We start from the raw sequence: 24545 nt of genomic DNA, 5'->3' as shown, positions 1-24545 counted from the left end.
GAATAAGAATAATCTTGCCAAAAGATTAGGGTATCTATAAACTTTCAAAATGGAAAATAATATTAGAAAAATTAAAAGTTATGTGCTAAGAGCTGGACGTATGAGCACGGCGCTGCAATCAGCTTATTCAAGATTAATTGACAGGTATTCCTACCCTTATCAGGAAACCATCCTTCAATTCCCGGCACAAGACGTTCCCCCTCGGGAATTAATCATTGAGATTGGCTTTGGAATGGGTGATGCCACTTATAAAACGGCTCTTGAAAACCCTGAAAAAGATTATATAGGTATAGAAGTTTACAAACCCGGCATTGGCAAGCTTCTGGACCACATTGACAGGGAAGGTATAGAGAATCTCAAGGTGATTGAGCATGATGCTGTGGAAGTCCTGGGACAAATGATTCAGAATTACAGTGTGAATGGATTTCATATATTCTTTCCGGATCCCTGGCCTAAAAAGAAGCATCATAAAAGGCGGATAATTCAGGATGAGTTTGTCTCTCTTTTGATTGATAAATTGGTTCCCGGAGGATATATTTACGCCGTAACCGACTGGGAAGATTATGCTGAACAAATGCTCCAAGTTTTTGGAAATCAAAAGCTTTTACTCAGTGAATATGAAAATTATGCAGAACCTCAGAAGTGGAGGCCTTTTACAAAGTTTGAACGCAAGGGAAAGGAAAAATCCCACAGCATTTTTGAATTATTATACAAAAAACGCTAATTTCGGAGAAAGAGACCATGGAAAAGAATGAAAAGAATGAAAAGCACGAACAGTTCCTTAAGAAGTATTCAGGTATCATGGATACTCACAATAGAATCCCGCTGGATCTCTACGAACGTTATAATGTAAAAAGAGGACTTCGGAATCCCGATGGGACGGGGGTTCTGGTAGGTCTAACAGAAATCGGGGATGTTCATGGATACATAATGGAAGAGGGAGACAAAGTCCCGGTCAAAGGAGTTCTCCGTTATCGTGGTATCGATGTTAAGGACCTGACAAAGGGTTTTCAAAAGGAAAAAAGATTCGGTTTTGAAGAAACCATTTTTCTGCTCCTTTTCGGTTACCTTCCCTCCATTGAAGAATTGTCGAATTTCAAGGAAAGGATTGGAGAGTACAGAGAACTGCCGGATCAATTCACCGAAGACATGATCCTTAAGGCTCCCAGCAACAATATAATGAACAAGTTGGCCCGGAGTGTTCTGGCAGCCTATTCCTTTGACAATGATGCCGAAGACACATCTGTCTGGAATATGCTTAGACAAAGCGTTGAACTGATTGCCCAACTGCCTACAATGGCGGCCTATGCCTATCAGGCAAAGGCTCATTACTATATGGGAGAGAGTCTGTTTATTCATAAACCGGACCCTACATTGAGCACCGCAGAAAACCTGCTGCAAATGATTCGGCCCAATAAAGCATATAAGGCCATTGAGGCGGAAATCCTTGACCTTTCACTCGTCCTTCATGCAGAACACGGGGGAGGAAACAATTCAGCCTTTTCGACACATGTCGTCTCCTCTTCGGGAACAGATACTTATAGCGCTATTGCAACAGCCATTGGCTCCTTGAAAGGACCACTCCATGGAGGTGCCAATATTCAGGTTGCCCGGATGATGGATAATATCAAGGAACATGTTAAAGACTGGAACAGTGAAAAAGAGATAGCAGATTATATCAGCAAGATTCTGATGAAAGATGCTTTTGACAAGAAAGGATTGATCTACGGTATGGGACATGCCGTTTATACTCTTTCAGATCCGAGAGCAGAGGTTCTAAAAGAGAAAGCAAGAGAACTGGCTGAAACATCAGATAGAATGGAGGAGTATTTTCTGTATGAAAAAGTAGAGAGATTGACTCCCGGAATTTTTCAGAAATTGAAAAACACAAACAAGCCTCTGTGCGCCAATGTAGATTTCTTTTCTGGCTTTGTTTACAGTATCCTGAATATTCCTGAAGACCTTTATACACCCATTTTTGCCATCGCCCGTATTCCCGGCTGGTGTGCCCACAGGGTTGAAGAGATGGTAAGTGGTGGAAGAATCATCAGACCAGCATACAAGAGCGTAAGCCCTCGTTTGGCCTATACATCTCTGGAAAACCGCGACTAAAAGACTAGGATGAATTGGCATCACCCTTTATAGTAGGACAAGATGGCAAAAATTGTAAAAATAAAATCCATGGGTAATGCAGCCTGGTATAAAGACAAGATTGCAGATTCCAGGATTCAGAAGAAACTTCCTGAAAGGGATTTAAAATTATTTCTAAAAAAAAGAACAATCCAGGCCAGGTTCTTCGTTTTATTCCTGACACTGAGCCTATTTCTTTTTATCTACTGCCGGACTGTTCCTCCCATTAATAAATCCGGTACAACTGCCCTTCAGACGGCAGTTGTACCAGAAGAAAATAATAAATCTAAAGACCCGATTGTTCATACTCATTATCCAGTACCCGCATTAGAAAATCTAAATGCCATAATGAATCTGAATTATCCAGGCGATCAGCTTCAGGGTGTCTTCTGGGGCGAACATGATTTTAATCATAGTGTATATCTGACCTTTGATGATGGTCCGAATCTCAGTGAGATTGAACAGTTCGGTACAATGACAACCGTCAGTGAATCAATTCTTGATGCTCTGAAATATCACGGTCTTCAATCCGTTTTTTTTATTAACGGTAAAAATCTTGAATATTCAAACTCCCATGAGAAAGATAGACTCAAAGAAGTTCTGATGAGAATGATCAATGAAGGACATCTTATAGGAAACCATAGCTACCATCATCATAATCTTGCACAGGGAATATTCAACAATGGTCTGAATGATAGTGAAGAGATCGGAAGAGAGTTTACGTTGACTCAGACTGTACTGGATGAAATTCTGGGCTTTTCCTATCCTCTGGTTCTTGTCAGGCCTCCCTACGCCGAACCCGGCAGAACCAGGAATCTAGACCAATGGCTCATCCAGGAAAGACAGTACTTGATTTCCCTTCAGTTTGACAGCTATGATTATGCCTATAAGGCTGATGGCAGATGGAATGAACAGGGCATCATGAACAGGATGAGTGAATTGCTGGATGATGATAAAAAGGGGGGAGTCCTCCTCCTGCATGAACTCGAAAACTCTGCATTGATGCTTCCGGATCTTTTGGATAAGGTCATCCTGGAAAAGGGTTATGAAATTGAATCAATGGAATCTCTTTTAGAAAAAAAATACGGCCGGGAATCTTGACGAATACCCGGCCGGAAAACTTATATTAGATCTCTGAGGCTTTGATGATGTCCTGGGCAATTTTACCACCCACGGGATCATAATGACTGAACTCCACTTCAAAGGCTCCTGTTCCGGAGGTCATGGATTTCAAATCAATACTGTAACGCATCAATTCTCCCTGAGGGACTTGAGCCATGATGGACTGGATACCAACCCCCACTGGCTGCTGATCAAGAACCCGGCCTCTTTTCGTTGACAGATCGGAAAGAACATCTCCCATATATTGATCTTCAATAAAAACAGTCAGATTCATAACTGGTTCAAGCAGGGTCGGTTTAGCCTTTTCAACAGCTACCTTTAAAGCATGTTTGCCCGCAAGTTTGAAGGCCATTTCAGAAGAATCGACGGGATGCTCCTTTCCGTCAAAGATTGAAACCCCGATATCCATCAAGGGATATCCAGCCAGGAAACCTTCATTCATGCTTTCAAGCAGGCCTTTTTCAATGCCAGGCATGTAACCCTTGCTGATTGACCCTCCCTTGGTATCATTGGTCATCTCAAAATATTTACCCCTTTCAAGAGGATGGATTCTTAGACAGACCCGACCGTACTGTCCATGACCACCGGACTGCTTCTTATGAGTGTATTCTGCTTCGGCGGGGCTGTTTATTGTCTCCCTGTAGGGAACTTTAGGTGTTCTTCGGCTCACATTGATCTTGAAATTCTTGAGAAGCTTTTCAAGAATAATATTGATATGAAGTTCACCCATGCCGGAAATAACGGTCTCTTTTGTTTCCTCATTATATTTGATGGTAAAAGTCAAATCTTCTTCGGCAACCTTATGCAGCTGGGCGGACATCTTATCCTCTTCCTTCTGATTCTCTGCATTGATGGCCAGAGAAAAAACAGGATGGGGCAGAGCCAGAGACTTGTAGTGAATCACTTCATCGGCTGTGCAGATCGTATCATTGGTTGCCAGAGACTCAACTTTTGTTAAAACAGCGATATCCCCTGCGAGAACTTCATTGGTTTCTTTCAAATCTTTGCCTTCGCAAAGAAAGAGTTTATTGATTCGCTCTTTTTTTTCTTCTCTTGAATTGTATACTTCACTGTTACTCGTCAGCTTTCCCGTGATTACTTTGACGTAGGACATCTTACCGGCGAACTTATCGATCATGGTTTTAATAATGATACCCGAGGTAGCTCCTTCAGAAGAAACCATACGGGATGTTTCACCACTGACACAGGGTTCTTCCACACGTCCTGGTGCGGGAGACTCAAAAACTATGAAATCCATAAGGGAAGATATGCCTGAATTATCAACGGCACTGCCGCAGAAAACCGGAACAAAGCGGTTATCAAAGAGACCTTCCCGGAGTCCTTTTTTGGCATCTTCCAGGGTGAGAGTTCCCTCCTCAAAATATTTTTCTGTTAAGCCATCATCACCTTCAGCAGCCATTTCAATCATCTTTAAATGATATTCTTCAGCTATCTCTTTATATTCTTCAGGGATGTCAATTGCATTTTCCTCTTTACCACCGCCGTCTTTTCTGTAGGCTTTCATATTCATCAGGTTTATAACACCCTGATAATCTTCAGCTTGACCCATGGGAATTGATAAAGGAATGGCCGTGATTTGAAAGTTCTTCAAATCCTCAAGAACTTTATAAAAATCGGCTCTGGTTTTTTCCATTTTGTTTATAAAGGCAATACGGGGCATGTCTCTGGCATCAAGACGTCTCCACAGCTTGACTGTTTCAATCTGTACACTCGATCTGGCACCAATGAGCATGATGGCCGATTCTGATGCTCTGAAGGATGACACAACTTCACCGACAAAGTCAGATGAACCGGGAGTGTCAAAAATATTGATTTTCGTATCTTTCCATATAACGTTGGTAAGGGATGAATGAATCGAAATCTTTTTTTCTATTTCTTCTTCTGTAAAATCACTGACAGTTCGGCCTGAATCAACTGACTCAGCTTTTGATGTCACACCGGCATTAAAAAGAATCTGTTCTACCAGAGTCGTTTTACCGGTGCCACCATGCCCGCAAACCGCAATGTTTCTGATGGTATTGGTTGTAAAAGCCACCTTTGTCCTCCTCATTTCGGATAAAATCTTACTTTCATCATAGAACCCGAATTATGGAGGCGTCAAACGATATTTAACCTTTTTCAGTGTTGCTGTATATTTTTAGATCTGATTATAAAAAAGCTCTGCCCCTCAAGATTCATTAAAATCTTTTAAGACAGAACTTTGCTTTACGACCTGTGGAAGAATTTTAGATCTATTTCGATTTTGCGGAAAAATGAGAGAATTCCATTGAAAATGTACCCCGCCCCTGAGTCTGGCTTCTCAGAGAGGTGGTATACCCAAACATTTTAACCAGAGGAGCCTGAGCTTTTACCAATTCGTAGGCGGGCCTGGATTCCATGGAATTGACCAGACCGCCTCTTTGGGTAATCTGACTGATAACATCACCCACATACTCGGAAGGACACATAATATCGACCTCCATAATCGGCTCCAGCAGGACAGGCTCAGCTTTCCGGCAGGCACTATCAAAGCCCAGTGCTCCAGCTGTTTCAAAAGCCATTTCAGAAGATGTGAGTTCATAGTACTGGGCATCTGTAAGAGTTACCCCGACATTGATGGTGGCATAACCCATTAGTGTTCCTGACTGCATGGCGTTCAGAACACCTCGTTCTACAGCTTCTACCATTCCGGCGGGCAGTTTGTTTTTGGGGATGGCATTTGTAAATTTATTTCCTTCCCCCCGGGAAAGAGGCTCTATTTTAAGGGTAATGTCTGCATCATTCTCTTTTCCGGCCAGGATACGGTTAAAAACTTCGTTATGACTGACGGTTTTAGTGATGGTTTCACGGTAGGAAACCTGTGGTTTTCCAACATTGGCTTTGACCTTATGGTCATCTGTAATCCTTGTGACAAGAACATCCAGATGGAGTTCACCCATTCCGGAAATGATTAACTGCCCGGTTTCATCATTCTCAGAAACCTTGAAGGTGGGGTCTTCTTTCTGCAGGGTATCAAGAACAGATCTCAGCTTGTCCTGATCACTCATGGTTTTAGGCTCTATGGCCACAGAGATTACGGGTTCAGGGAAAATCATGTTCTCCAGAATCACCGGAAAACCCTCACTGCAGATTGTATCACCGGTTTGTGCCAACTTCATGCCCACAACGACGGCAATGTCTCCCGCACAGACAGAACTGATCTGCTCAGGATTATTCGAATGCATACGGAGTAGGCGGTTGATTCTCTCTCTTTTTCTTTTATTGGCATTTAAAACGGGAGTTCCCGATTTAAATTCTCCGGAATAGACCCTGACAAAACACAAAGGACCGGCTTCCTTATCCTGCTGAATCTTAAAAATCAAACCCGAAGGGTTCTCATTAATGGAGCGTTTCAGTATGACCGTTTCTTCTTTTTTGACATGAAGACCCTCAATATCCTTGAGATCTTCAGGTGCCGGCAGGTAGGAAAGGACACCATCAAGAACAGGTTGTACTCCCTTATTTTTAAGAGAAGAACCGACAAAGACGGGAAGTATATTCTGGTTGATTGTTTCCTGCCTGAGAACAGAGTGTATCAATTCTTCGGGGACTTCTTTTCCTTCAAGATAAAATTCTGTAATTTCATCAGAGTATGCTGAAAGTTTATCAACCAAATTTTCACGCCACTTATCTGTCAGATCTTTCAGTTCCGGTCTGATATCCCTATACTCGAAGCTTCTTCCCTGATTGTCTGGATTCCAGTGGATTTCTTTCTTTTTTATAAGATCGATGTTTCCCTGATAATCCGCCTCGGTCCCAATGGGAAGTTGAAGGGGCAGGGGAGAGGCCTTGAGTTTTTCTTCTATTTCTTTAATAACTTCATAAAAATCCGCTCCGGTTCTATCCATTTTATTGATGAAGGCTATCCGGGGGACCTTATATTTATCAGCCTGATGCCAAACTGTTTCTGACTGAGGTTCAACACCACCGACAGCGCAAAAAACGGCTACAGCGCCATCTAATACACGCAGAGACCGTTCAACCTCGGCGGTGAAGTCTACATGCCCGGGAGTATCGATGATATTAATCTGGTAATCTTTCCAGAAACAGGTAGTAGCTGCTGAGACAATAGTGATTCCCCGGTTCTGCTCCTGTTCCATCCAGTCCATGGTAGCACTGCCGTCATCGACCTCACCGATCCTATGACTCTTTCCTGTATAAAACAGGATACGCTCTGTTGTAGTCGTTTTCCCGGCATCAATGTGTGCCATGATTCCTATATTTCTGATTTTCTGGATAGCCATTTTTAAACTCCTGTCAAATTTCGCGTGATTTTATCACAGAGAGTGGTTAATGTTCAATCATCACTTTGAAAGGCCCCTCTCTGAAAATCCTCCCAAATAGCATATTTTTCTACAATATTAAAAATAACACACAACATATAGCGTACTAAGGCTTGATCAATGATGTTCAATGGATTATATATTTGGAAAGACAATGGACTGTATGTTTCATGCAATACAGATGAAATCAGTAAAAAGTGTCTTTTTCAGCATTGAAAATTGATAGTCAGGAGTGCAGATAGATGAGCGAATTCAAATGGAATCAAAAACTAAGTGAAGAAATATTCAAGGCCAAGTATATGCTTCATGGCGAAAAAACGCCGGAAGAAGTCTTTAAGGGAATATCCCGTGAAATAGCCTCTACTGAATCAAAAGAAAACAGAGGAAAAATAGAAGAGCAATTTTATAATCAGCTTATCAGCGGTAAACTGATTCCTGCCGGGCGGATACTGGCCAATGCCAGGCCAGATAGTCCCATGAAAAATTATAATAACTGTTTTACAATTGATATTGAAGATTCCATGACCGGAATTTACGATTCACTCAAAGAAGACGCCATGATCAGCAAGATGGGAGGGGGGGTTGGTTTTGATATCTCCAAACTGAGGCCCAAAGGTACGACCCTGTCCAAGGGCGGTCAGGCTTCAGGAGTCATTTCTTTTTTAAGAATTTTTGACCAGTCAGCCAAAACGATTATCACTGGTGGACATCGCCGATCGGCCCACATCGCTCTGCTGGATATATCACATCCCGATATTGAAGAGTTTATCACTATTAAACAGGGAGACAGAAACAAGGAACTGACTCAGTTTAATATTTCAGTCAAAGTATCAGATAATTTTATCAAGGCAGTTGAGGATGACAGTGACTGGAATCTGGTTTTTAACGGAGAAGTATTCAAAACGGTGAAAGCCCGTTACCTCTATGATCTGGTAACCAAAAACTCTTTCATCCACAATGAACCCGGGATTTTTAACCAGGATCTCATCGAAAAATATAATAATGGTCACTGGGCTTTTAAAATGGACAGGGTCAATCCCTGCGGAGAACTGGTGATGCCAGCCTATTCCCTCTGTTGTCTCTCTGCGGTCAATCTGTCAAAGTTTGTAAACAAACCCTTTACAGATAAGGCAGAATTTGATTTTGAAGACTTTAAAATGACCGTAAAAACGGCCGTCCGCTTCCTGGACAACGTGTTAGACCGCACTGATTACCCCCTGGAAAAAATAGAAACTTTTTCAAAACAATGGCGCCGGATTGGACTGGGTTTTACGGCACTAGGTAATACCTTTACCATGATGAAAATCAAATACGGCAGTGCGGCCTCTCTTAAAATATCCGAGGAAATAGCCAAGGCCCTCAGAGATACGTCCTATAATGCCAGTGCGGATCTTGCGGCAGAAAAGGGTGCCTTCCCTGCCTGTGATATACCCAGATTGCTGGAAGCAAACTTCATCAAGGGATTGCCTCAGGATATTCTCAAAAAAATAGAGAAGAACGGAATGAGGAATATTCAGCTCAATACTGTTGCACCGACTGGAACGACCTCACTTTCTGTGGGACAAAATTGTTCTTCCGGGATTGAACCCATTTTTGCCCTCCAGTATGACCGCAGCGTCAGGACAGGAGTAGATGATGAAACAAGAACCGAAACCATTTATGACTACTCCTGGATGGAGTACCTGGCACTCCATGAAAATACAGAGAGATCAGGGGCACCCGATTACTTTGTAACAACAGTCGATATAGAGCCCAAAAAGGCCATAGATATTCAGGCAATATTTCAGAAATACAGCGATCACAGTATTTCAAAAACCTTGAATCTCCCTCCCGGCACAAGCTTTGAAGAGTACAAAGACCTTTATATGTATGCCTATAAGCAGGGTCTGAAGGGATTCACCACATTTAATCCCGATGGAAGCATGAAAGGAATTCTGGAATATTCGGAAAAGAAGGACAATCAAACCATTAAAAGGGTGTTGGCTCCGGAAAGACCGATGGATCTACCCTGTGAAATTCATCAGATCAAGGTTAAGGGAAATAAATACATTATCCTTGTAGGAATTCTCAACGGCAGCCTCTATGAGTTATTTGCCATTGATGATCCGCAAGATCATATAGATATGAAAAAATACAAAGAAGGGATTGTCAGAAAATCCGGAAAGGGCCGATATGATCTGCATATAGAATCCGGACCGGTTTCCGCAACGATGAAAGACTTTACCAAAACTTTTGATTCACCCAATGGGTCATTAGCCCGTTTTCTTTCCATGGCACTCCGTCACGGTACTCCTCTGCAGTTTATCATCGAGCAACTGTCCAAGGATACGAATTTTGAAGATTTCGAACGGGCTCTGTCTAGAGTTTTAAAACGCTATATTATTGATGGAGAGGAAGTGATTGCCGGTGAAAACAAATGCGAAGAGTGTGACGGTAAACTTGTATTCCGGGATGGTTGTGTGACATGTCCCGAATGCGGCTGGAGTAAATGTTCATAAAGGCTGGACGCCTCGGGTGATTCACGTTATTATTTTTAGGATAACTATTCACCGGAGGCTTTAATGGTAGAAACAATTTTTGACAAGATCATTGCCGGGGATCTTCCAGCGGATAAGGTTTATGAGGATGAGAATGTCCTGGCATTTAGGGATATTAATCCTCAAGCACCGATTCACATCCTGGTAGTACCTAAGAAAAAAGTGAAAGATTTTATTGAAATCCAGCATAATGACACGACTCAGACCGGAATATTTTTTAATGCAGTTTCTAAGGTTGCCTCAGTAATGGGACTGGAAGAGAGTGGATACAGGATTGTGTTGAACTGTGGTAAGAATGGGCAGCAAACCGTTGAATACCTCCATGCGCATATATTGGGCGAAAGAAAAATGAATTGGCCTCCAGGCTGATTATTAGACATGACCGGTAAATTTTCTGCCGGTCATTCTCGATGAAATTAGGGTTGCAATGTGTCATATGATCTGAACTCAAAACTTTCTAGAACAGTTTTTATATTTTCACTTCTGTTCTTAACGGAATCTCTTCACTCATTGGATTTTTCTATCCTGAATAAAGGGAAGATTATCTTTCAGGAAATCTATATAGACAGCGGTGAAGAAGAAAATAATTATTACCACAATTTTGGTGTTCAGGGATTGGAACCCGGAGCTAGGCATAATGTAAATATATACAGCCCCGAAGAGATCCTATTCTGCAGTTTTTATCTTTATGGGATATCCCAGGAAAGTTATATCATTGAAAATGTTGCGATTGAACAGAACAGCATAGTCTATATTCTGCCGGAACATTACAGAGAATTCCCCGATGAATACCCTGATTTAACAGATCCAGATGCCGTTTATGGAGCCCAGCCCATACCAAGGGATAGAATGTTTTCAGACCCTCCTGATCTGTTGAATGAAGATTCACTGGAACCCCAGAATCTTGTGGATATTGAAGTCTTTAACTATACAAATTTTCCTGTATTCAGGATCTTTCTGGATAAAGAAAAAGTACCGGGAACTGAAAACCTCCTGGTTGGGGAAGTTCTGCAATCTTCTGAAAGCCGGACTCTGCATCTTCCTCTGGAAGAAGGGAAAACCTATACGCTTCATTTAAAGGGAGCTGATGGAAAAACCTTCAGTAAAACTTTAAAAGTTCCCATGGATGCTGATTTTCTTGTCTATTATGACAATGACCGTATCAAGGATTTTTCATCTGTTATAATTTATCTTCAGAACAAAACCGATGAGGAAATTATTGAAGTTTTTCTTATTGACCAGATCAAGTCCAGGAAGCAGGAACTCTTAATGGGAGATATTTTAGATCCAGGGGAAAACAGGGAGATTCTAATTCAAGAAAATTTCAGTATATGTGATATCATGGCGAAAACTGCGGGGAAGAGGAAAATATATCTGTTAGATCATGATATAATTTCTGAGGGTACAGTCACTATCAGCGATTTCTGATCCCTTTCAATTGACATGGTAGATTGTTCCAATTATTTTTTCTGGATTCTATTGACCTGTCACACCCATTATGATAAATTGCTGAACGTTAAAAAGATGGTACGGGCGTTTAGCTCAGTTGGGAGAGCGCCTGCCTTACAAGCAGGATGTCGGGGGTTCAAGTCCCTCAACGCCCATCTTTTATCAGCCGTTTATTCGGGCGTTTAGCTCAGTTGGGAGAGCGCCTGCCTTACAAGCAGGATGTCGGGGGTTCAAGTCCCTCAACGCCCATCACTATCAATTGAAAAGGGGATGCATAGAGCATCCCCTTTTATTTTATAAATATTAAAGCCGGCAGGCGCCGGCTATTTGGACACATATCAGGATGTGTAATCTCTGTGTATGTTATCTCATATTTATATAATGGCCTATTAAGGCTTTTTTTTAACAATTAGATCATACAAAGCGCCGGTCAAGACCAGCCTTCACCTTTAGGTGGTAGACTTTTCATATATCCCCCTTCCATTTTCTATACTACCAAGTCTAATGGATCCATCCAGAAAATCAAGAAAGACTTATACATTTTTATGGATTATTTTTTAGGACTGTTGTAATGTGTACACACACCTGACAAGGACTTTCCCGGGGAGGGGATCTCCATATTGAGCATATTGAATGATACTTATCTGAAAGAACAGCTGATAACATATATTGGTAATAAAAGAAGTTTACTGCCACTGATTTATGAGGCTCTAAACATTCATAAGAAAGAAAACAGTGTTTTTCTTGATCTTTTTGCGGGTTCCGGAGTCGTATCCCGCCTGGGGCGCCTTATGGGATACCAGGTTATAAGCAATGACTGGGAAGAATACTCACGGATACTGGGAGAATCCCATCTCAGACTGAGCCAGAAAGACATTCCCTTCCTCTTCGGTAGTTCTGAAAGCCTCAGGGACCTTTTATATCAAATAAACAATTTGCCCCCAGTCCATGATGAAAAAAGTTATATGGCCCGTTATTATGCTCCCTCTGACAAAGATCCCCAGAATGCAAATTATAAAATTGAAAGACTCTTTTATACACGAGAGAATGCCCTCAGAATTGATTCTATCAGAAATTATATTGAATTGCATTTCCCACCACAGGCCACCGGTCCTGATCAGTCGATCAGGAATTTGCTGATTGGCCTCCTTCTCTGTGAATGCTCCAAGCATACTAATACTTCAGGGGTTTTCAAAGCATTTCATAAGGGATTCGGTGGTCATGGTCAGGATGCGTTATCACGGATTTTGGGCCCCATTATACTTTCCTACCCAGTGCTCCCCCTTGACTGCCCGGGAGCCGATGTATACTGCCGGGATGCAAATGACCTTGTAAAGGACAAGAACCTTCCTATGGCTGATGTGGCCTATCTTGACCCCCCTTACAATCAGCATCAATACGGAAGCAATTATCACATACTGAATACAATTGCCCTCTGGGATAAAATACCCGCACCTCTAGATCTCAATGAAAAGGGAGAGCTCAAGGAAAAAGCGGCTATCAGAAAAGATTGGATCAAAACTAAATCCCCCTACTGTTACAAAGCTTCCGCCAGTCAGGCATTTTCAGAATTGATGCATGATATAAGAGCCAGGAGAATCCTGATCAGCTATAGCAATGACGGTTTGATTCCCTTTGAAATGATGATGAAAATTTGTGAAAAAAAAGGTCACATAAGCATTATCAGTAATCAATACTCAAAATACCGGGGGGGAAGGCAGAGCAACAACCGTCTTCATAGCAATATTGAGTTTGTTCTAGCCATTGATACTGAAAAAAAGGCCCAGTCCCGATCCCGTCCGAAAATAAGACGACTCCTCCTACTGCGTGAGTTGGCTCTTATGGAAAAAAGAGTCTATTCCCTTGAAAAATTGAGTTCCTATGCTCAATGGGTGGATAAGAATCAGATTTCGATGAAAATCAAAGAAAGTGATCTCCTCCTGAAAATAAAATGGGACCTCTTTATAACTTTAGAAACAAACCTGTCCGGCTGGACAAAGACTAAACTTGAAAAATTGTTGGAAATATTAAACCTCGCAGCCTGCAAAACCCGGGATGATGAACTGAATGAAATATATGCCGTCATAAAGAAAAAGTATTCAGATGAGAAGTCGAAGACGGCTCCGGGACTGTTGAGGGAGGTTCCCCGCAGGATTAAAATGCTGGCTCATAAAAAAACCAGGAATGAATACCATTGTCAACTTGAAAAGCTGGAAAGCCTGGGAAAGGCTGTAGACATCCGTGGCATTGACAGACAAATAGAACAGATTAAAATACAGGCAGAGAAAAGATTCAAAGAGTAGTATATGAAAAGCAAGACAATTGTATTCACCGGTGGAGGAACAGGAGGACATGTCTATCCTGGATTGCCCATCATAAAATTATTGCAGGACAAAGGTTTCAGAGTGTGCTGGATAGGGTCCCGAAATGGCATCGAAAAAAGAATCATAGGGGAGTGGGGTCTTGAATATTACCCCATCAGTACAGGAAAACTGAGACGATATTTTTCTGTGCAAAATTTTACCGACCTTTTTCGTATTTTTATCGGTTTCATTCAATCCCTGAGGCTTATTATTAAGCTGCATCCTCTACTGGTATTTTCAAAGGGAGGATTCGTCAGTGTCCCTCCTGTTTGCGCTGCTTTCTTTTTGAGGGTTCCCTCGTATACACATGATTCCGATGTCATCCCTGGCCTGGCAACAAAAATCAATCACAGGATGACCAGGAACACCTTTCTAGCCTATGATGAGAGCCGTAAACATTTAGGGGATCCTAAAAATAAAATAGTGATCTCAGGCAATCCTGTAAGAACCGAGTTTTTTGAGAATAACATTCCCTTATCAGAGTATTGGGAAAAAAGGCTGGAGGGACATCCTCTCCTCCTTGTCCTGGGGGGCAGTTCCGGTGCGAAGCAGATCAATCAATTGATCAGAGAGAGTCTGGAAGAACTTTGCAGCCGTTATGTTGTTGTCCATCAGATGGGAGACGATCTTTTTAACACCGAGATCCACCATAAAAATTATTATCCCCTTCCTTATCTGAGGGAGGAACTGCCAGCCTTACTGAAAAAAGCCGATTTAGCGGTCAGCCGCGGGGGAGCGGGAACCCTCTGGGAGCTGGCTGTAACAGAGACTCCGGGCATCCTTATTCCACTGAGAGCCGGCAGCCGGGGTGATCAGATACTAAATGCGGAAATTGTCAGCCAAAGAGGAATGGCTCTGGTGCTAAAAGACAGAGAACCGACAGCCACAGGGCTCACAGATCTGGTCATAAGCTTATGGTCCAATGAAACAGAAAGGAAAAAAATGGCAGAGAATTGCAGGAACTTTGTGAACAAAAGAGCCGAAGATGTTATAGTATCTTATCTTTTAAAGGAGTTCTGAATGGATTTGGGAATACTGGATTTCATTTTCCTGGCAGTGATCACAATCAGTTCATTACGGGGTGCATTTAGAGGAATGATCCAGGAACTGATATCCCTGGCAGCCCTGTTTATAAGCCTGCTCCTGGCGGCTGTTTTTTATCCTGATGGAACAAAATGGATTCAGTCCCGGTCTTCACTGAATGATGCGGCTACATTCATTGCCTTTATCTGTATTTTTCTGGCATCATATATTCTGTTTAAACTCCTTCAGAGGGCAATTGTCTCCCTTATCAATGAATCTCCCATTGAGAGTACCGACAGACTTTTAGGGTTTTTCTTCGGAGTTCTGGAAGGTATTCTCTTATGTTTTCTTATTGTGTACCTGATAGATTTCCAAAACATCATGAATTTGAATGGTTTGAGTGGAAAATCGGCATTAATGCCCTATCTTGAAAGGTTTCTACCAGCTTTAGATAAACCAGCTGCCGAAATCATGAAAAATATTTCATCCGGGAGAAGCTGATTGTTTGAAAATCTCATAGGCCAGGAAACAATTAAAAAACAAATCTCCTCAGGAATTCTGCAAAAAAATCTGCCTCATTCCCTCATGTTCAGTGGGGAAGAGTTCAGCGGTAAGATGACCTGTGCCCTGGAATTGGCACGAAGCATATCCTGCATCAATGAAAATGCCCCCTGGGACTGCAATTGCCGGTCCTGTAGAGATCATCGAGTGCTGATCAATCCCGACCTCCTGCTGCTGGGAAGTCGTTATTTCGTGGAAGAGATTAAGGCTTCAGCAGAACTCCTGAACAGAACCCGGGCTGTTTTTTCCATCTATATGTTTATAAGAAATGTCCGAAAACTGCTGAAAAGATTTGAACCGATTCTGTGGGAAGGTCAGGAGAAAAAGCTAAGCAAGTACAATGGAGCTCTTTCATCTGTAACGGAGGCTCTTGAATATCTGGATCCAGATAAGCCTTTGATGGAAGAAAAAGCCTTAAAAAAATACCTGGATAATTTGATCAACATCATCAGAAACTTGACTCCCGCGGTTCCTTCTACGACCCCCATAGATCAAATCAGAAATATCAGTAAATGGGCCCATAGAACCAGTTCAGGAAAAGCAAAGATTGTCATCATCGAAAAAGCAGACAGTCTTCTGGATTCGGCAGCGAACTCCCTTTTAAAGATTTTAGAAGAACCGCCTCCTCATGTCACTTTTATTCTGATCACTGATCGGAAGGGGAGCATTATTCAGACCATTAGGTCCAGAGTCCGGAATTTTGAATTTACTCCCAGGACAAATAAAACATCATCCCTTATTCTTGAAAAACTGTTCCGCTTTGAATCCGAGATGAATCTGTATCAGTTTTTCCAGAGCTGGTCGGACACGGATTACAATTTTATCAGCAGCAATATCCGCCTTTTTACGGATACCGGTATCAATGGGGGCTCCATTAGAGAACTTGAGGATCTGTTTTTGTATTTTGACAAAAACAAGGGAAAAGAGGAACTGAAAAAATTCCTCAGACTCTTAACAGATGAATTGAGGCTCCGATTCAGGGAAGATCCGGATTTATACTCTACAGTCAGGGGTCAAATTCTGATTTCAGAGTTGCTCAATGATATTAACCTCTGTTCATCCAATTCCAGGATTTATAATCAGAGTTCTCTGTTTCTTCTGGAAAGTCTGTTTTATAATATGAGAGATAAATATGAGGCATTTAGTAAGTAAAGCCATAGAGTCCCTTCCAAAACTGGATTCGGGACAGATTAACAACCTCATTTCCATTCTGGCAGAAGAAGTCAAGGACATAGAACTTCTGGAAATGGTTCTCTCTTCTCTCCCTTTCGGCGTCATCGTCGCACGGCCGGATCATTACATCCAATTTATGAATATTCCGGTCAAACGAATGGTTCCGCTGCAGCAGAAGGGCTTAGACAAATTAAAAGCCTGGGAAGTGATCCTGGATAGTGACATTTCCAATTTCGTGAAAGAATCACTTCTGGAAGCAGAAACAGTAAAGCCCAGAGACTTTACCCTGGAAACTTTAAACCGTGATATCACTCTGGCTGTGGGAGTCATGCCTGTTGTCAAAGAAGGCAGCATACAGGGAGACTTTATCTATATCGAAGATGTTACGGACAAACGCCTTGAAGAAGCCAGACTCCGCAGGGCAGAGAGTCTGGCAGCCATGACAACAATGGCTGCCAGTGTGGCTCATGAAATTAAAAATCCACTGGGAAGCATCAGCATCTATCTCCAGCTTATGCAGAAATCCCTTAACACCGACAGTGAGAGCTGTAGGACAGACCTGGAAGACTACCTTTCTATCATCAGCGAGGAAGTTGAACGCCTCAATTCCATCGTCGTTGATTATCTGTTTGCGGTGCGTCCTATGGATACCCATCCGATCCCCACAAGCATCAACAGCATCATAGAGGAGTTGATTACATTTGTTCAGTATGAACTCATGGAAGCTGGGATTAAGGTGGAAGAGTACCCCGGGAAAGACCTTCCTCTATTGAACCTTGATGAAAAATTGATTAAACAAGCCTTATTGAATATTATAAAAAACGCACTGGCAGCCATGGAAAACGGCGGAACTCTGACGATCAGGACCTATGAGAAGGATAACATGGTTCATATGCGAATTCAGGATACAGGAATAGGAATACCTGCAGACCTGGTGTCGAAAATATTTGAACCCTATTTTACAACAAAGGATAACGGCTCCGGTCTGGGCTTGACTGTAGTCTATAAAGTAATAAAAGAGCATGGCGGTGAACTGCGTGTTTTCTCAAAAGAGGGGGAGGGTACAACCTTTACCATTCTTCTCCCCATACCGCAGACGGTGAATAAGCTACTCGTCTGGAAGGGTGAAACCATTTGAAATTTAATATACTTGTAGTAGATGATGAAAAGAATATAAGACTGGGTCTGGCCAAAGCACTCGAATTGGATGGTTATGATGTATTCATGGCCGAAGATGGGAGTGATGCGATGAAAACCATGGTCAAGATAGATATTGACCTTGTCCTCACAGACCTCAGAATGCCGAAAGTCTCGGGAGAGGAATTGCTGAAGAAAATTTCATCTGCCTATCCGACAGTACCGGTCATAATACTCACAGGGCATGGTACCGTTGAAAATGCGGTCAATGCCATGAGAGACGGTGCCTATGATTTTCTGACTAAACCGCTGAACCTGGACCGTCTGTCTCTTCTCGTGAAAAGGGCCCTGTCCTCAAGAGAATTAGTTATAAAACACCGAGAATTGCAGGAAGAGATAAAAAAACTTGAAAACCGGAAAAACAAACCCAATTTTATCGGCAAAAGCAGTCAAATGCATCGAGTCTTTGAGTTAATCCAACAAGTGGCCTCCACGAGAGCCTCTGTACTTATCACAGGAGAAAGCGGTGTTGGAAAAGAACTCGTTGCCGATGCTATTCATGATTATTCACAAAGAGGGGATAAACCCTTCATTAAGGTACATTGTGCCGCCCTATCAGAATCGCTCCTTGAGAGTGAGCTTTTTGGTCATGAAAAAGGGGCCTTTACCGGTGCGGCTGTCCTGAGAAAAGGACGTTTTGAATTGTCTGGCTGAGGCTAAATTTTTCTGGATGAAATTGGTGAGATAAATCCCTCAATCCAAATCAAGATTCTCCGGGTTCTTCAAGAACGGGAATTTGAAAGAGTAGGCGGAAATCGTTCCATTTCAATCGATACAAGGATTGTAGCAGCCACAAACCGGGACCTGAAAACTGAAATTGCCCTGGGTAATTTCAGAGAGGACCTCTACTATAGACTCAATGTTGTCAATATCCATATCCCTCCTTTAAGAGAGCGGAAAGATGACATCCCACTTCTGGCTAGTGCCTTCCTGAAAGAGTTTTCTGAAGAGAACGGAAAATCAATAGAGGGGATAGATAATAAGGCCGCCATGGCCCTGTACAATTATTCCTGGCCGGGGAATATCAGGGAACTCAGGAATTGTATGGAGAGTGCTGTGGTTCTCTCAAAAGGACATTTTATCATGACACAAGACCTGCCACCAGATGTTTCAGCTTCTGCTGAAGACAGTAGTTCCATCAGAATCCCCATGGGTACCACCATGGCTGAATCAGAAAAACTAATTATTCGGTCTACACTGAATTTTGCTGGAGGAAATAAAAGCAAGACTTCTGAAATTCTGGGAATCGGAAGAAAGACCCTTCACAGGAAAATTCATGATTTCGGCCTGGAAGAAGAGTTTCTAAAATCAGCAAAACAGGAGGCATCCGATGGATGACCAGAAAGCCGTAAAAGAATTATCAGCAGCTCTTGCAGCTTCAAATAATAAAGATTTGATTGAAGATTTCCTCAATAGTCTTTTAACCAAGAATGAAATACATGAAGTTGCCACCCGATGGGCTCTGGTAAAACTGATAAAAGATGGGATGTCCCAGCGGAAAGTAGCCGAAACCTTGGGATTAAGCCTCTTTAAAATCACAAGAGGTTCAAAAGAACTTAAAAAAGAACACTCCTCATTCAGAGCCATGATTGAACTTGAATCTCAACTGGACTCATAAAAAATGATCTCTTTGTCGAGCATATCATCACCGTCAAAGATAAAACGTCCCCGGAATTGCTTCCCCCTCAAGGCCTGAGGAAGCCAATGCCGGTCATCTTCCCACATTCGATCCCAGGGAATATCTTCCAGAGGGCACCAGAATGGCAGGGCTTCATCTGTTTCAATGAGACTTCCCTTAAAATCCCTGCATATAAAAACTGTTCCTCTCAGCTTGAGTCCATCGGTAAAATGAAAGAAAAGATCACCCGAAAAAATCAAATTGTCCGTGATTAACCCGACTTCTTCCTCTGTTTCTCTCACAGCGGCGATAAGGGGAGTTTCACCCTCTTCTATATGCCCACCGGGAGCATTGATTTTTCCGGCGCCCAATCCTTTTTTCTTGTGAATCAAAAGGACATTATCACCATCTAGAATATAGCTGATTACAGCTTCTTCACCGGGTTTCCAGGACAGCCAGTCAATATCTTTAATTTTCATGATTCTTCCTCTTCTACCTTTTCTGCCTTTTTCAAAAGGATGATAAGATCACCCCGTCCAGATGTGGATGTCTTGGGTACATCAAACATAATCCTGAAAGATTCAGCGCTCTGTGCCTTAAAGGGAAGGAGAGAATTGTCTACAAGGGATTGTGAATTTTCAGAAATGACAGATCCCTGGTCATCTCTCCATTGGTATATCAGATCAAGGACCTTCAAAGACTCGGTACTCTTGTTGGTAACTTTTAAATCATAAAAAAGGTAATTCCTGTCATACCCTTCAATCTGATTCACAAAGAGGCTTTCCAACTCAACAAAAACGCCCTGTGGCAAGGGGTTCTCCCTAAAGAGTTCCTCCAGCTCCCATTGAGGTGGTGTTTCTTCAAAATGGGCTTTCCGTGTTTTGATGCTTACAAAAAGAGATTCCAGAGCCTCTGGATCATCATTTAAATAAATAAATTTGTTGAAACGGTTGGATTCACCTTTCCGCAGGGGTGCATCGCCTTCAGAAATGATCTCAATGGAACCAATGGACTCCTGAAGATGACTTCCTGTCAGTTCAAGCTCCAGTACAGCCATGTCTCCCATAAGAGGCTCAAGGTACCCGACAATGGAAAGAGCGGGAATTCCGGCATTGGTTTCTCTTATGAGAGTCGCCTCAGTAAAATTTATGTTGAAATCCTTTTCCAGAGAATCAGACTCTATCAATGGAACACTCCGTTTCTCCCATTTGGGAACAGATGGAGGAATCGCTGAAGAATTGATTTCACTATTCAGGGACATAAATTTAAACCGTTTTCTAATCTGAGGATATAAAGCGGCTCCCAGAATGACGATAAACAATAATATCAGAGGAATAATTTTCTTGTTGTTCTGTTTCCCCTGTAACATTGCATGCAGCTGCTTGAGTTCCTTCTCAAACTTTTTGGCTCCATTATTCTCGGGTTCCAGGGTCAGGGCATCCTGAACTTCCCTGTCGGCTCTCCTTAAGTCTTTTTGAAGATAACCATATTGAACGCTTCTGTTGAGAAATAGTTCAGCAAGATCCAACCGGATTTCATTATCCAGAGGAGAAAAAAGGAGAGCTCGCTCAGTTTCAACGATGGCATTGTCCCAGCGCTCGTCGTGTTTATATTCAAAGGCACGACTGAGATGTCGTTCTACCAGCATATTCAGTTTTTCATGATCTTCGGCACTCAATTGATGTTTTTCAACTAAAGAATCCAGATCAGCCTCCTTTACAAGCTTCTTTTCTTGTAAATTAACCAAATCAGTCAGGAAACTATTGAGGTGAGTGCTTCCAGTTTCAGAGTTATTCTCGTTGGATTTGACTTTTTCTTCTTCCATATAGTGTTGTATTCTAGCAAAATGACTCAAGCTTTGACTATACTGCACCGAGAATGACAAGGGGTAAATCCGTCTTCACCCACTGGGAGTATCACATTTAATGAAATTGTCAGTATTCTGTTCAGAAAATAAAAAATCAGAACTGCCCCAATTACGCCTTGCTCTGGATGATTTTTTCATTGAATACAATACAATTCTATTCAGTGGCAATGATTCTCTGGATTCAAAGATGTCAGCCCTCAAACAGGTATTAGGGTCCACATTTTTTTATCTTCTAATCCCCACTCAAGAGGATTTAAATTCCCAATGGATCTCCTTTGTGGCCGGTTACAGCAGGATGAATACTGAGAATACATTGTTTCTTTACAATGAAGGCACTCCACCAGAATGGATGAAAGAGTTTTCTATAGCTAAAGACCTGGAGTCTCTTATGGTTTTTTTCAAAGGCAAGACACAGAGCTGGAATGGTCAGATCCAAAAAGCACTGGCACTGAATACTCTGCAAGACAGATTAAAAGAGCATACACATCAGGATTTTTTCAGAGTCGTGAATGAAGGTGACAGGTTTATGACTAGTGTTTTTCTGGATGCCGGCTTTGAAGTCAATAAACTCTCTAATAATCAGGTTTCATTGTTGGGTGCAGCAGCGAGGCAGGGTCACAACTCAATTGCCAAAATTCTTGTTGAAGCTGGAGCAGAAATCAATCTTCTCAGTCTGGATCGAAACAATACGCCCTTGATGGATGCTGCATCGAATGGACATGTTGAATTAGTTCGGTTTTTTATAGACAATGGTGCTGAGCTGGAGATTGAGAGTAAGAGCGGCCAGACAGCGTTGATTCTGGCATCTGGCAATGGACAGATTGATTGTGCAAGAGTTTTAATTGAGGCGGGAGCCGATTGTGACAAGAAGGATTCCATGGGTCTTTCAGCACGAAAATATGCACAGCTGTATCAGACCCAGGCCTTACTGGAGATTATGCCTCCGGCTCCAGAATAGGGAGTATCACTGAAATGAAAAATGTAATTTACCTCAAATGGAAAGACAAAAAACTAGTGTTAAATGAGTGTACACCTCAGAATCTGATTGAGCATCTGAGCGAGGAAAATATGAAGGTTTCCTTTTCAGAGTCTATCTCGGATGAGGATTTGGATTATATCAAAACTGAATTGAAAATTGACATTGAAAATTCAGTGAACAGTTGGATAAATGATTCACGGTTTGTTTTTCATCTTCTTATATCTGCGGGAGTGTTTCTTGTTTCCTATTATTTTTTCTCCTATGTGATTAGAGACCCTCTTCCCCTTGTGGATGAAATCGTCCTGTCACTTTTAATAGCAGGATTTTCCTGGTACCGTTTGAAAAACCAACAGTATAAATCTGATACAGTCATCCATAAAAAAGTGGAAATCGAACAGTATCTTGCAGATATTCCTTACAATTCCAGTGATTTTCTGGTTCAGGTGGAATTATATCTTGAAAAACTGGCTTCCATGAACGACATGGAACAAAAGAGTCTTGTTGATTCGGGAGCAGTTCCGGTCTTTTTTACTTCCGGAAAAAAAGAACTGATCCTATTATTACGACTTTTGGAAAAAAACAAAAAAAACAAAAAAATCCCTAAAAAAAATAAATTCCCTTCAGAGCTGAATGAGCTGATTAAACAGATTAAATCTTTTTTAAAATATCATTCATCAATGGTCTGACGGTCTTGGATGATCTGGTTCAGTTCCTGAGTTTTCCTTGCCGTTTCAATCATTTCTTTTGCAGGTGTTAATTCAGGACGGATCTTCAGGCTTTCTTCCCAAAGGGCAATGGCTTTACTGATTTGTCCGTTAGCATACTCTTCCAATCCCTGGAGATAGAGAAGTTGGGCTCGCTCAAGACGGCTCATCCTGCCAAAATCTCCCAGGTTGAGCTTCAGAGCAAGACTGAAACGATCCAGAGTTGTTACTTGAGTGGTAAGATCCAATGTATAATTTGCCGTCAAACTGAAGCGATCCATATCCAAAGATGAACCTATACTGAATCGTGGAAGCCCTGTTTTTATTTGAATTCCTGATTGGACCGATAGAAAACTGGTAATCCCCAGATCGAGGCCTGCTGCATAACTCACGGCTTCCGAAGGTGTTCCATCCAGGTTGAAAGGGATGTTGATGTCAAAGGCCCAGGTCATTGGCCTCAAGGGAGAATAAGCAATACCTGTGGAAATCATGGTAGGAAGAGGATCGGGGTCTCTGATAAACTCTGTCCCCACATTCTTAACGGCAATCCCGAAACCGAAATTTTTATCCCTGGAACTGAAAAACTTGAGTACATTAAATTTTGTCTGCATTCCCAGATCAACCATGAGGGCCAAAGCAGACTGATCGGGAGCAATGGAATAAGGGACACCCCGGTAAGCCATCTTGAAATTAGCTCCGACAGCAATTCCGTGATAGTAATAATTATTCAGAAAGGTATAAGCCATATTGAAAGTAGTGACTGTTTCTGTGTAGTAGCCTGATGAAAACGTTCCATCTTCATTTTTAGCCCGGTCTCCCCAGTCATCAATTCCGGTAAAGGGAAGATACAGAAACTTGCCACCGATACCAATACCAAAATCTCCCCAGCGGGAGGTATATGTAACACTCTCCAGATTCGTATCCGCAATCCAGTTGTTATGAAAAAAAGTGAGTTCCGAGTTCTTGATAAAAGAACTTCCTGCGGGATTAGCATCCAAAAAACCAGAGTCAACACTCATGGCAGTAAATGCGGTGCCCATTCCCTCATATTTACCGCCTGCGGGTATAAGAAGAGTCAAAAAAGAATTCAATCCTGCATTGGGATCTATGCCAAAAAGGTTACTTATATTGGCGTAAGTAGTGGCAGCCGCATCACCGGCTGATATTTTTGAGATAGTGATGAGGAATATTAGAATCACTAAGCCTTTTTTCATCCACATATATTATACCTTTGATTAGTGCTTTTATCCAGATTCATTCCTATCTTGCCGATAATGTTATAAGATGGTTTGAATGTTGTTAATTTCGGTTATCTGAAGGGTTTACTTGACTGCTATAAATAAGAGGATTTGTCTAACAATATGTATTTTCCTCACTTTCTTCTCTACCCTGTCTGCTCAGGAAAAAGAGTTGCGCATTGGGCAGAAATACAAAGAAGTGGAACGGTTGATGGAGATCTTTGATTATAATGGAGCCATTAACCTTCTGGTTGAAATTGTG

19 protein-coding genes, 2 tRNA genes and 1 pseudogene are annotated in these 24545 nt (G+C 41.9%); 17 read left to right on the top strand and 5 right to left on the bottom strand.

The annotated features are described in order from the left end of the window. The first annotated feature begins 100 nt into the window (after positions 1-100). From trmB to PF479_RS09535, 3 genes are read left to right on the top strand one after another with little or no spacing between them, the layout of a single operon-like run. Positions 101-724, top strand: a complete 624-nt coding sequence (trmB, locus tag PF479_RS09545) for a tRNA (guanosine(46)-N7)-methyltransferase TrmB (RefSeq protein ID WP_298005487.1) — start codon at positions 101-103, stop codon at positions 722-724. Positions 725-741: 17 nt separating this feature from the next. Then, entirely contained in the window at positions 742-2112 is a 1371-nt protein-coding gene (locus PF479_RS09540; RefSeq protein WP_298005484.1) for a citrate/2-methylcitrate synthase, read from the top strand. A 42-nt stretch (positions 2113-2154) separates the two neighbouring features. Then, entirely contained in the window at positions 2155-3231 is a 1077-nt protein-coding gene (locus PF479_RS09535; RefSeq protein ID WP_298005481.1) for a polysaccharide deacetylase family protein, read from the top strand. A 25-nt stretch (positions 3232-3256) separates the two neighbouring features. Here the strand turns inward: PF479_RS09535 and fusA (PF479_RS09530) are convergent, their stop codons facing one another. Together fusA (PF479_RS09530) and fusA (PF479_RS09525) are read right to left on the bottom strand one after the other, a co-directional pair. Further along, entirely contained in the window at positions 3257-5308 is a 2052-nt protein-coding gene (fusA, locus tag PF479_RS09530; protein ID WP_298005478.1) for an elongation factor G, read from the bottom strand. Between the two features lie 196 nt (positions 5309-5504). After that, positions 5505-7535, bottom strand: a complete 2031-nt coding sequence (fusA, locus tag PF479_RS09525) for an elongation factor G (protein ID WP_298005475.1) — start codon at positions 7533-7535, stop codon at positions 5505-5507. 281 nt (positions 7536-7816) lie between these two features. Here fusA (PF479_RS09525) and PF479_RS09520 point away from each other — a divergent pair, with 281 nt between their 5' ends. The 12 genes and pseudogenes from PF479_RS09520 to PF479_RS09465 all read left to right on the top strand — a co-directional run bounded on the left by PF479_RS09520 (position 7817) and on the right by PF479_RS09465 (position 19495). Continuing rightward, on the top strand, positions 7817-10072 hold the full coding sequence (locus PF479_RS09520) for an adenosylcobalamin-dependent ribonucleoside-diphosphate reductase (protein WP_298005472.1): 2256 nt from the start codon (positions 7817-7819) through the stop codon (positions 10070-10072). Between the two features lie 63 nt (positions 10073-10135). Continuing rightward, positions 10136-10480 carry a histidine triad nucleotide-binding protein gene (locus tag PF479_RS09515; protein WP_298005469.1) on the top strand — a complete coding sequence of 115 codons (345 nt, stop codon included), beginning with the start codon at positions 10136-10138 and terminating at the stop codon, positions 10478-10480. A gap of 141 nt (positions 10481-10621) precedes the next feature. Then, positions 10622-11539 carry a hypothetical protein gene (locus tag PF479_RS09510; RefSeq protein ID WP_298005466.1) on the top strand — a complete coding sequence of 306 codons (918 nt, stop codon included), beginning with the start codon at positions 10622-10624 and terminating at the stop codon, positions 11537-11539. A 103-nt stretch (positions 11540-11642) separates the two neighbouring features. Next, positions 11643-11715 (top strand) — tRNA-Val (locus PF479_RS09505). A gap of 21 nt (positions 11716-11736) precedes the next feature. Next, positions 11737-11809, top strand: a tRNA-Val gene (locus PF479_RS09500). Positions 11810-12180: 371 nt separating this feature from the next. After that, positions 12181-13863: a DNA adenine methylase gene (locus PF479_RS09495; RefSeq protein WP_298005464.1), complete on the top strand. Its 1683-nt coding sequence runs from the start codon at positions 12181-12183 to the stop codon at positions 13861-13863. 3 nt (positions 13864-13866) lie between these two features. Further along, complete coding sequence (gene murG, locus PF479_RS09490; protein ID WP_298005461.1) at positions 13867-14943, top strand: undecaprenyldiphospho-muramoylpentapeptide beta-N-acetylglucosaminyltransferase; 1077 nt, start codon at positions 13867-13869, stop codon at positions 14941-14943. Then, on the top strand, positions 14944-15447 hold the full coding sequence (locus tag PF479_RS09485; protein WP_298005458.1) for a CvpA family protein: 504 nt from the start codon (positions 14944-14946) through the stop codon (positions 15445-15447). Then, positions 15448-16659, top strand: a complete 1212-nt coding sequence (locus tag PF479_RS09480; RefSeq protein ID WP_298005456.1) for a hypothetical protein — start codon at positions 15448-15450, stop codon at positions 16657-16659. It abuts the gene before it with no gap. Continuing rightward, positions 16640-17818: an ATP-binding protein gene (locus tag PF479_RS09475; RefSeq protein ID WP_298005453.1), complete on the top strand. Its 1179-nt coding sequence runs from the start codon at positions 16640-16642 to the stop codon at positions 17816-17818. The genes PF479_RS09480 and PF479_RS09475 overlap by 20 nt, the downstream gene beginning before the upstream one ends. Beyond that, positions 17815-19215: pseudogene (locus PF479_RS09470) on the top strand (sigma-54-dependent transcriptional regulator). Before PF479_RS09475 ends, PF479_RS09470 begins: the two are co-directional and overlap by 4 nt. After that, a complete protein-coding gene (locus tag PF479_RS09465; RefSeq protein ID WP_298005450.1) occupies positions 19208-19495 on the top strand; it encodes a Trp family transcriptional regulator in 288 nt (95 codons plus the stop codon). The pseudogene PF479_RS09470 and the gene PF479_RS09465 overlap by 8 nt, the downstream one beginning before the upstream one ends. Here PF479_RS09465 and PF479_RS09460 read toward each other — a convergent pair. Then, positions 19480-19974 (bottom strand): 8-oxo-dGTP diphosphatase, encoded by a 495-nt coding sequence (locus PF479_RS09460; protein ID WP_298005448.1) that lies wholly within the window; start codon positions 19972-19974, stop codon positions 19480-19482. The two genes, PF479_RS09465 and PF479_RS09460, sit on opposite strands and share 16 nt — an antisense overlap. Further along, entirely contained in the window at positions 19971-21320 is a 1350-nt protein-coding gene (locus PF479_RS09455) for a hypothetical protein (protein ID WP_298005445.1), read from the bottom strand. The genes PF479_RS09460 and PF479_RS09455 overlap by 4 nt, the downstream gene beginning before the upstream one ends. Positions 21321-21420: 100 nt before the next feature. On the opposite strand from PF479_RS09455, the gene PF479_RS09450 reads away from it, so the two are divergent. Both PF479_RS09450 and PF479_RS09445 read left to right on the top strand, forming a co-directional pair. Then, positions 21421-22320, top strand: a complete 900-nt coding sequence (locus PF479_RS09450; protein WP_298005442.1) for an ankyrin repeat domain-containing protein — start codon at positions 21421-21423, stop codon at positions 22318-22320. Between the two features lie 14 nt (positions 22321-22334). Then, positions 22335-23027 carry a hypothetical protein gene (locus tag PF479_RS09445; RefSeq protein WP_298005439.1) on the top strand — a complete coding sequence of 231 codons (693 nt, stop codon included), beginning with the start codon at positions 22335-22337 and terminating at the stop codon, positions 23025-23027. Here the strand turns inward: PF479_RS09445 and PF479_RS09440 are convergent. Beyond that, a complete protein-coding gene (locus tag PF479_RS09440; protein ID WP_298005435.1) occupies positions 23009-24244 on the bottom strand; it encodes a UPF0164 family protein in 1236 nt (411 codons plus the stop codon). The two genes, PF479_RS09445 and PF479_RS09440, sit on opposite strands and share 19 nt — an antisense overlap. Between the last annotated feature and the right edge of the window lie 301 nt (positions 24245-24545).

It is taken from the genome of Oceanispirochaeta sp. (genome assembly GCF_027859075.1).
Taxonomy (GTDB): domain Bacteria; phylum Spirochaetota; class Spirochaetia; order DSM-2461; family DSM-2461; genus Oceanispirochaeta.
The sequence above is the reverse complement of the archived record's forward strand: the minus strand, read 5'-3'. Positions and strand labels throughout refer to the sequence as shown.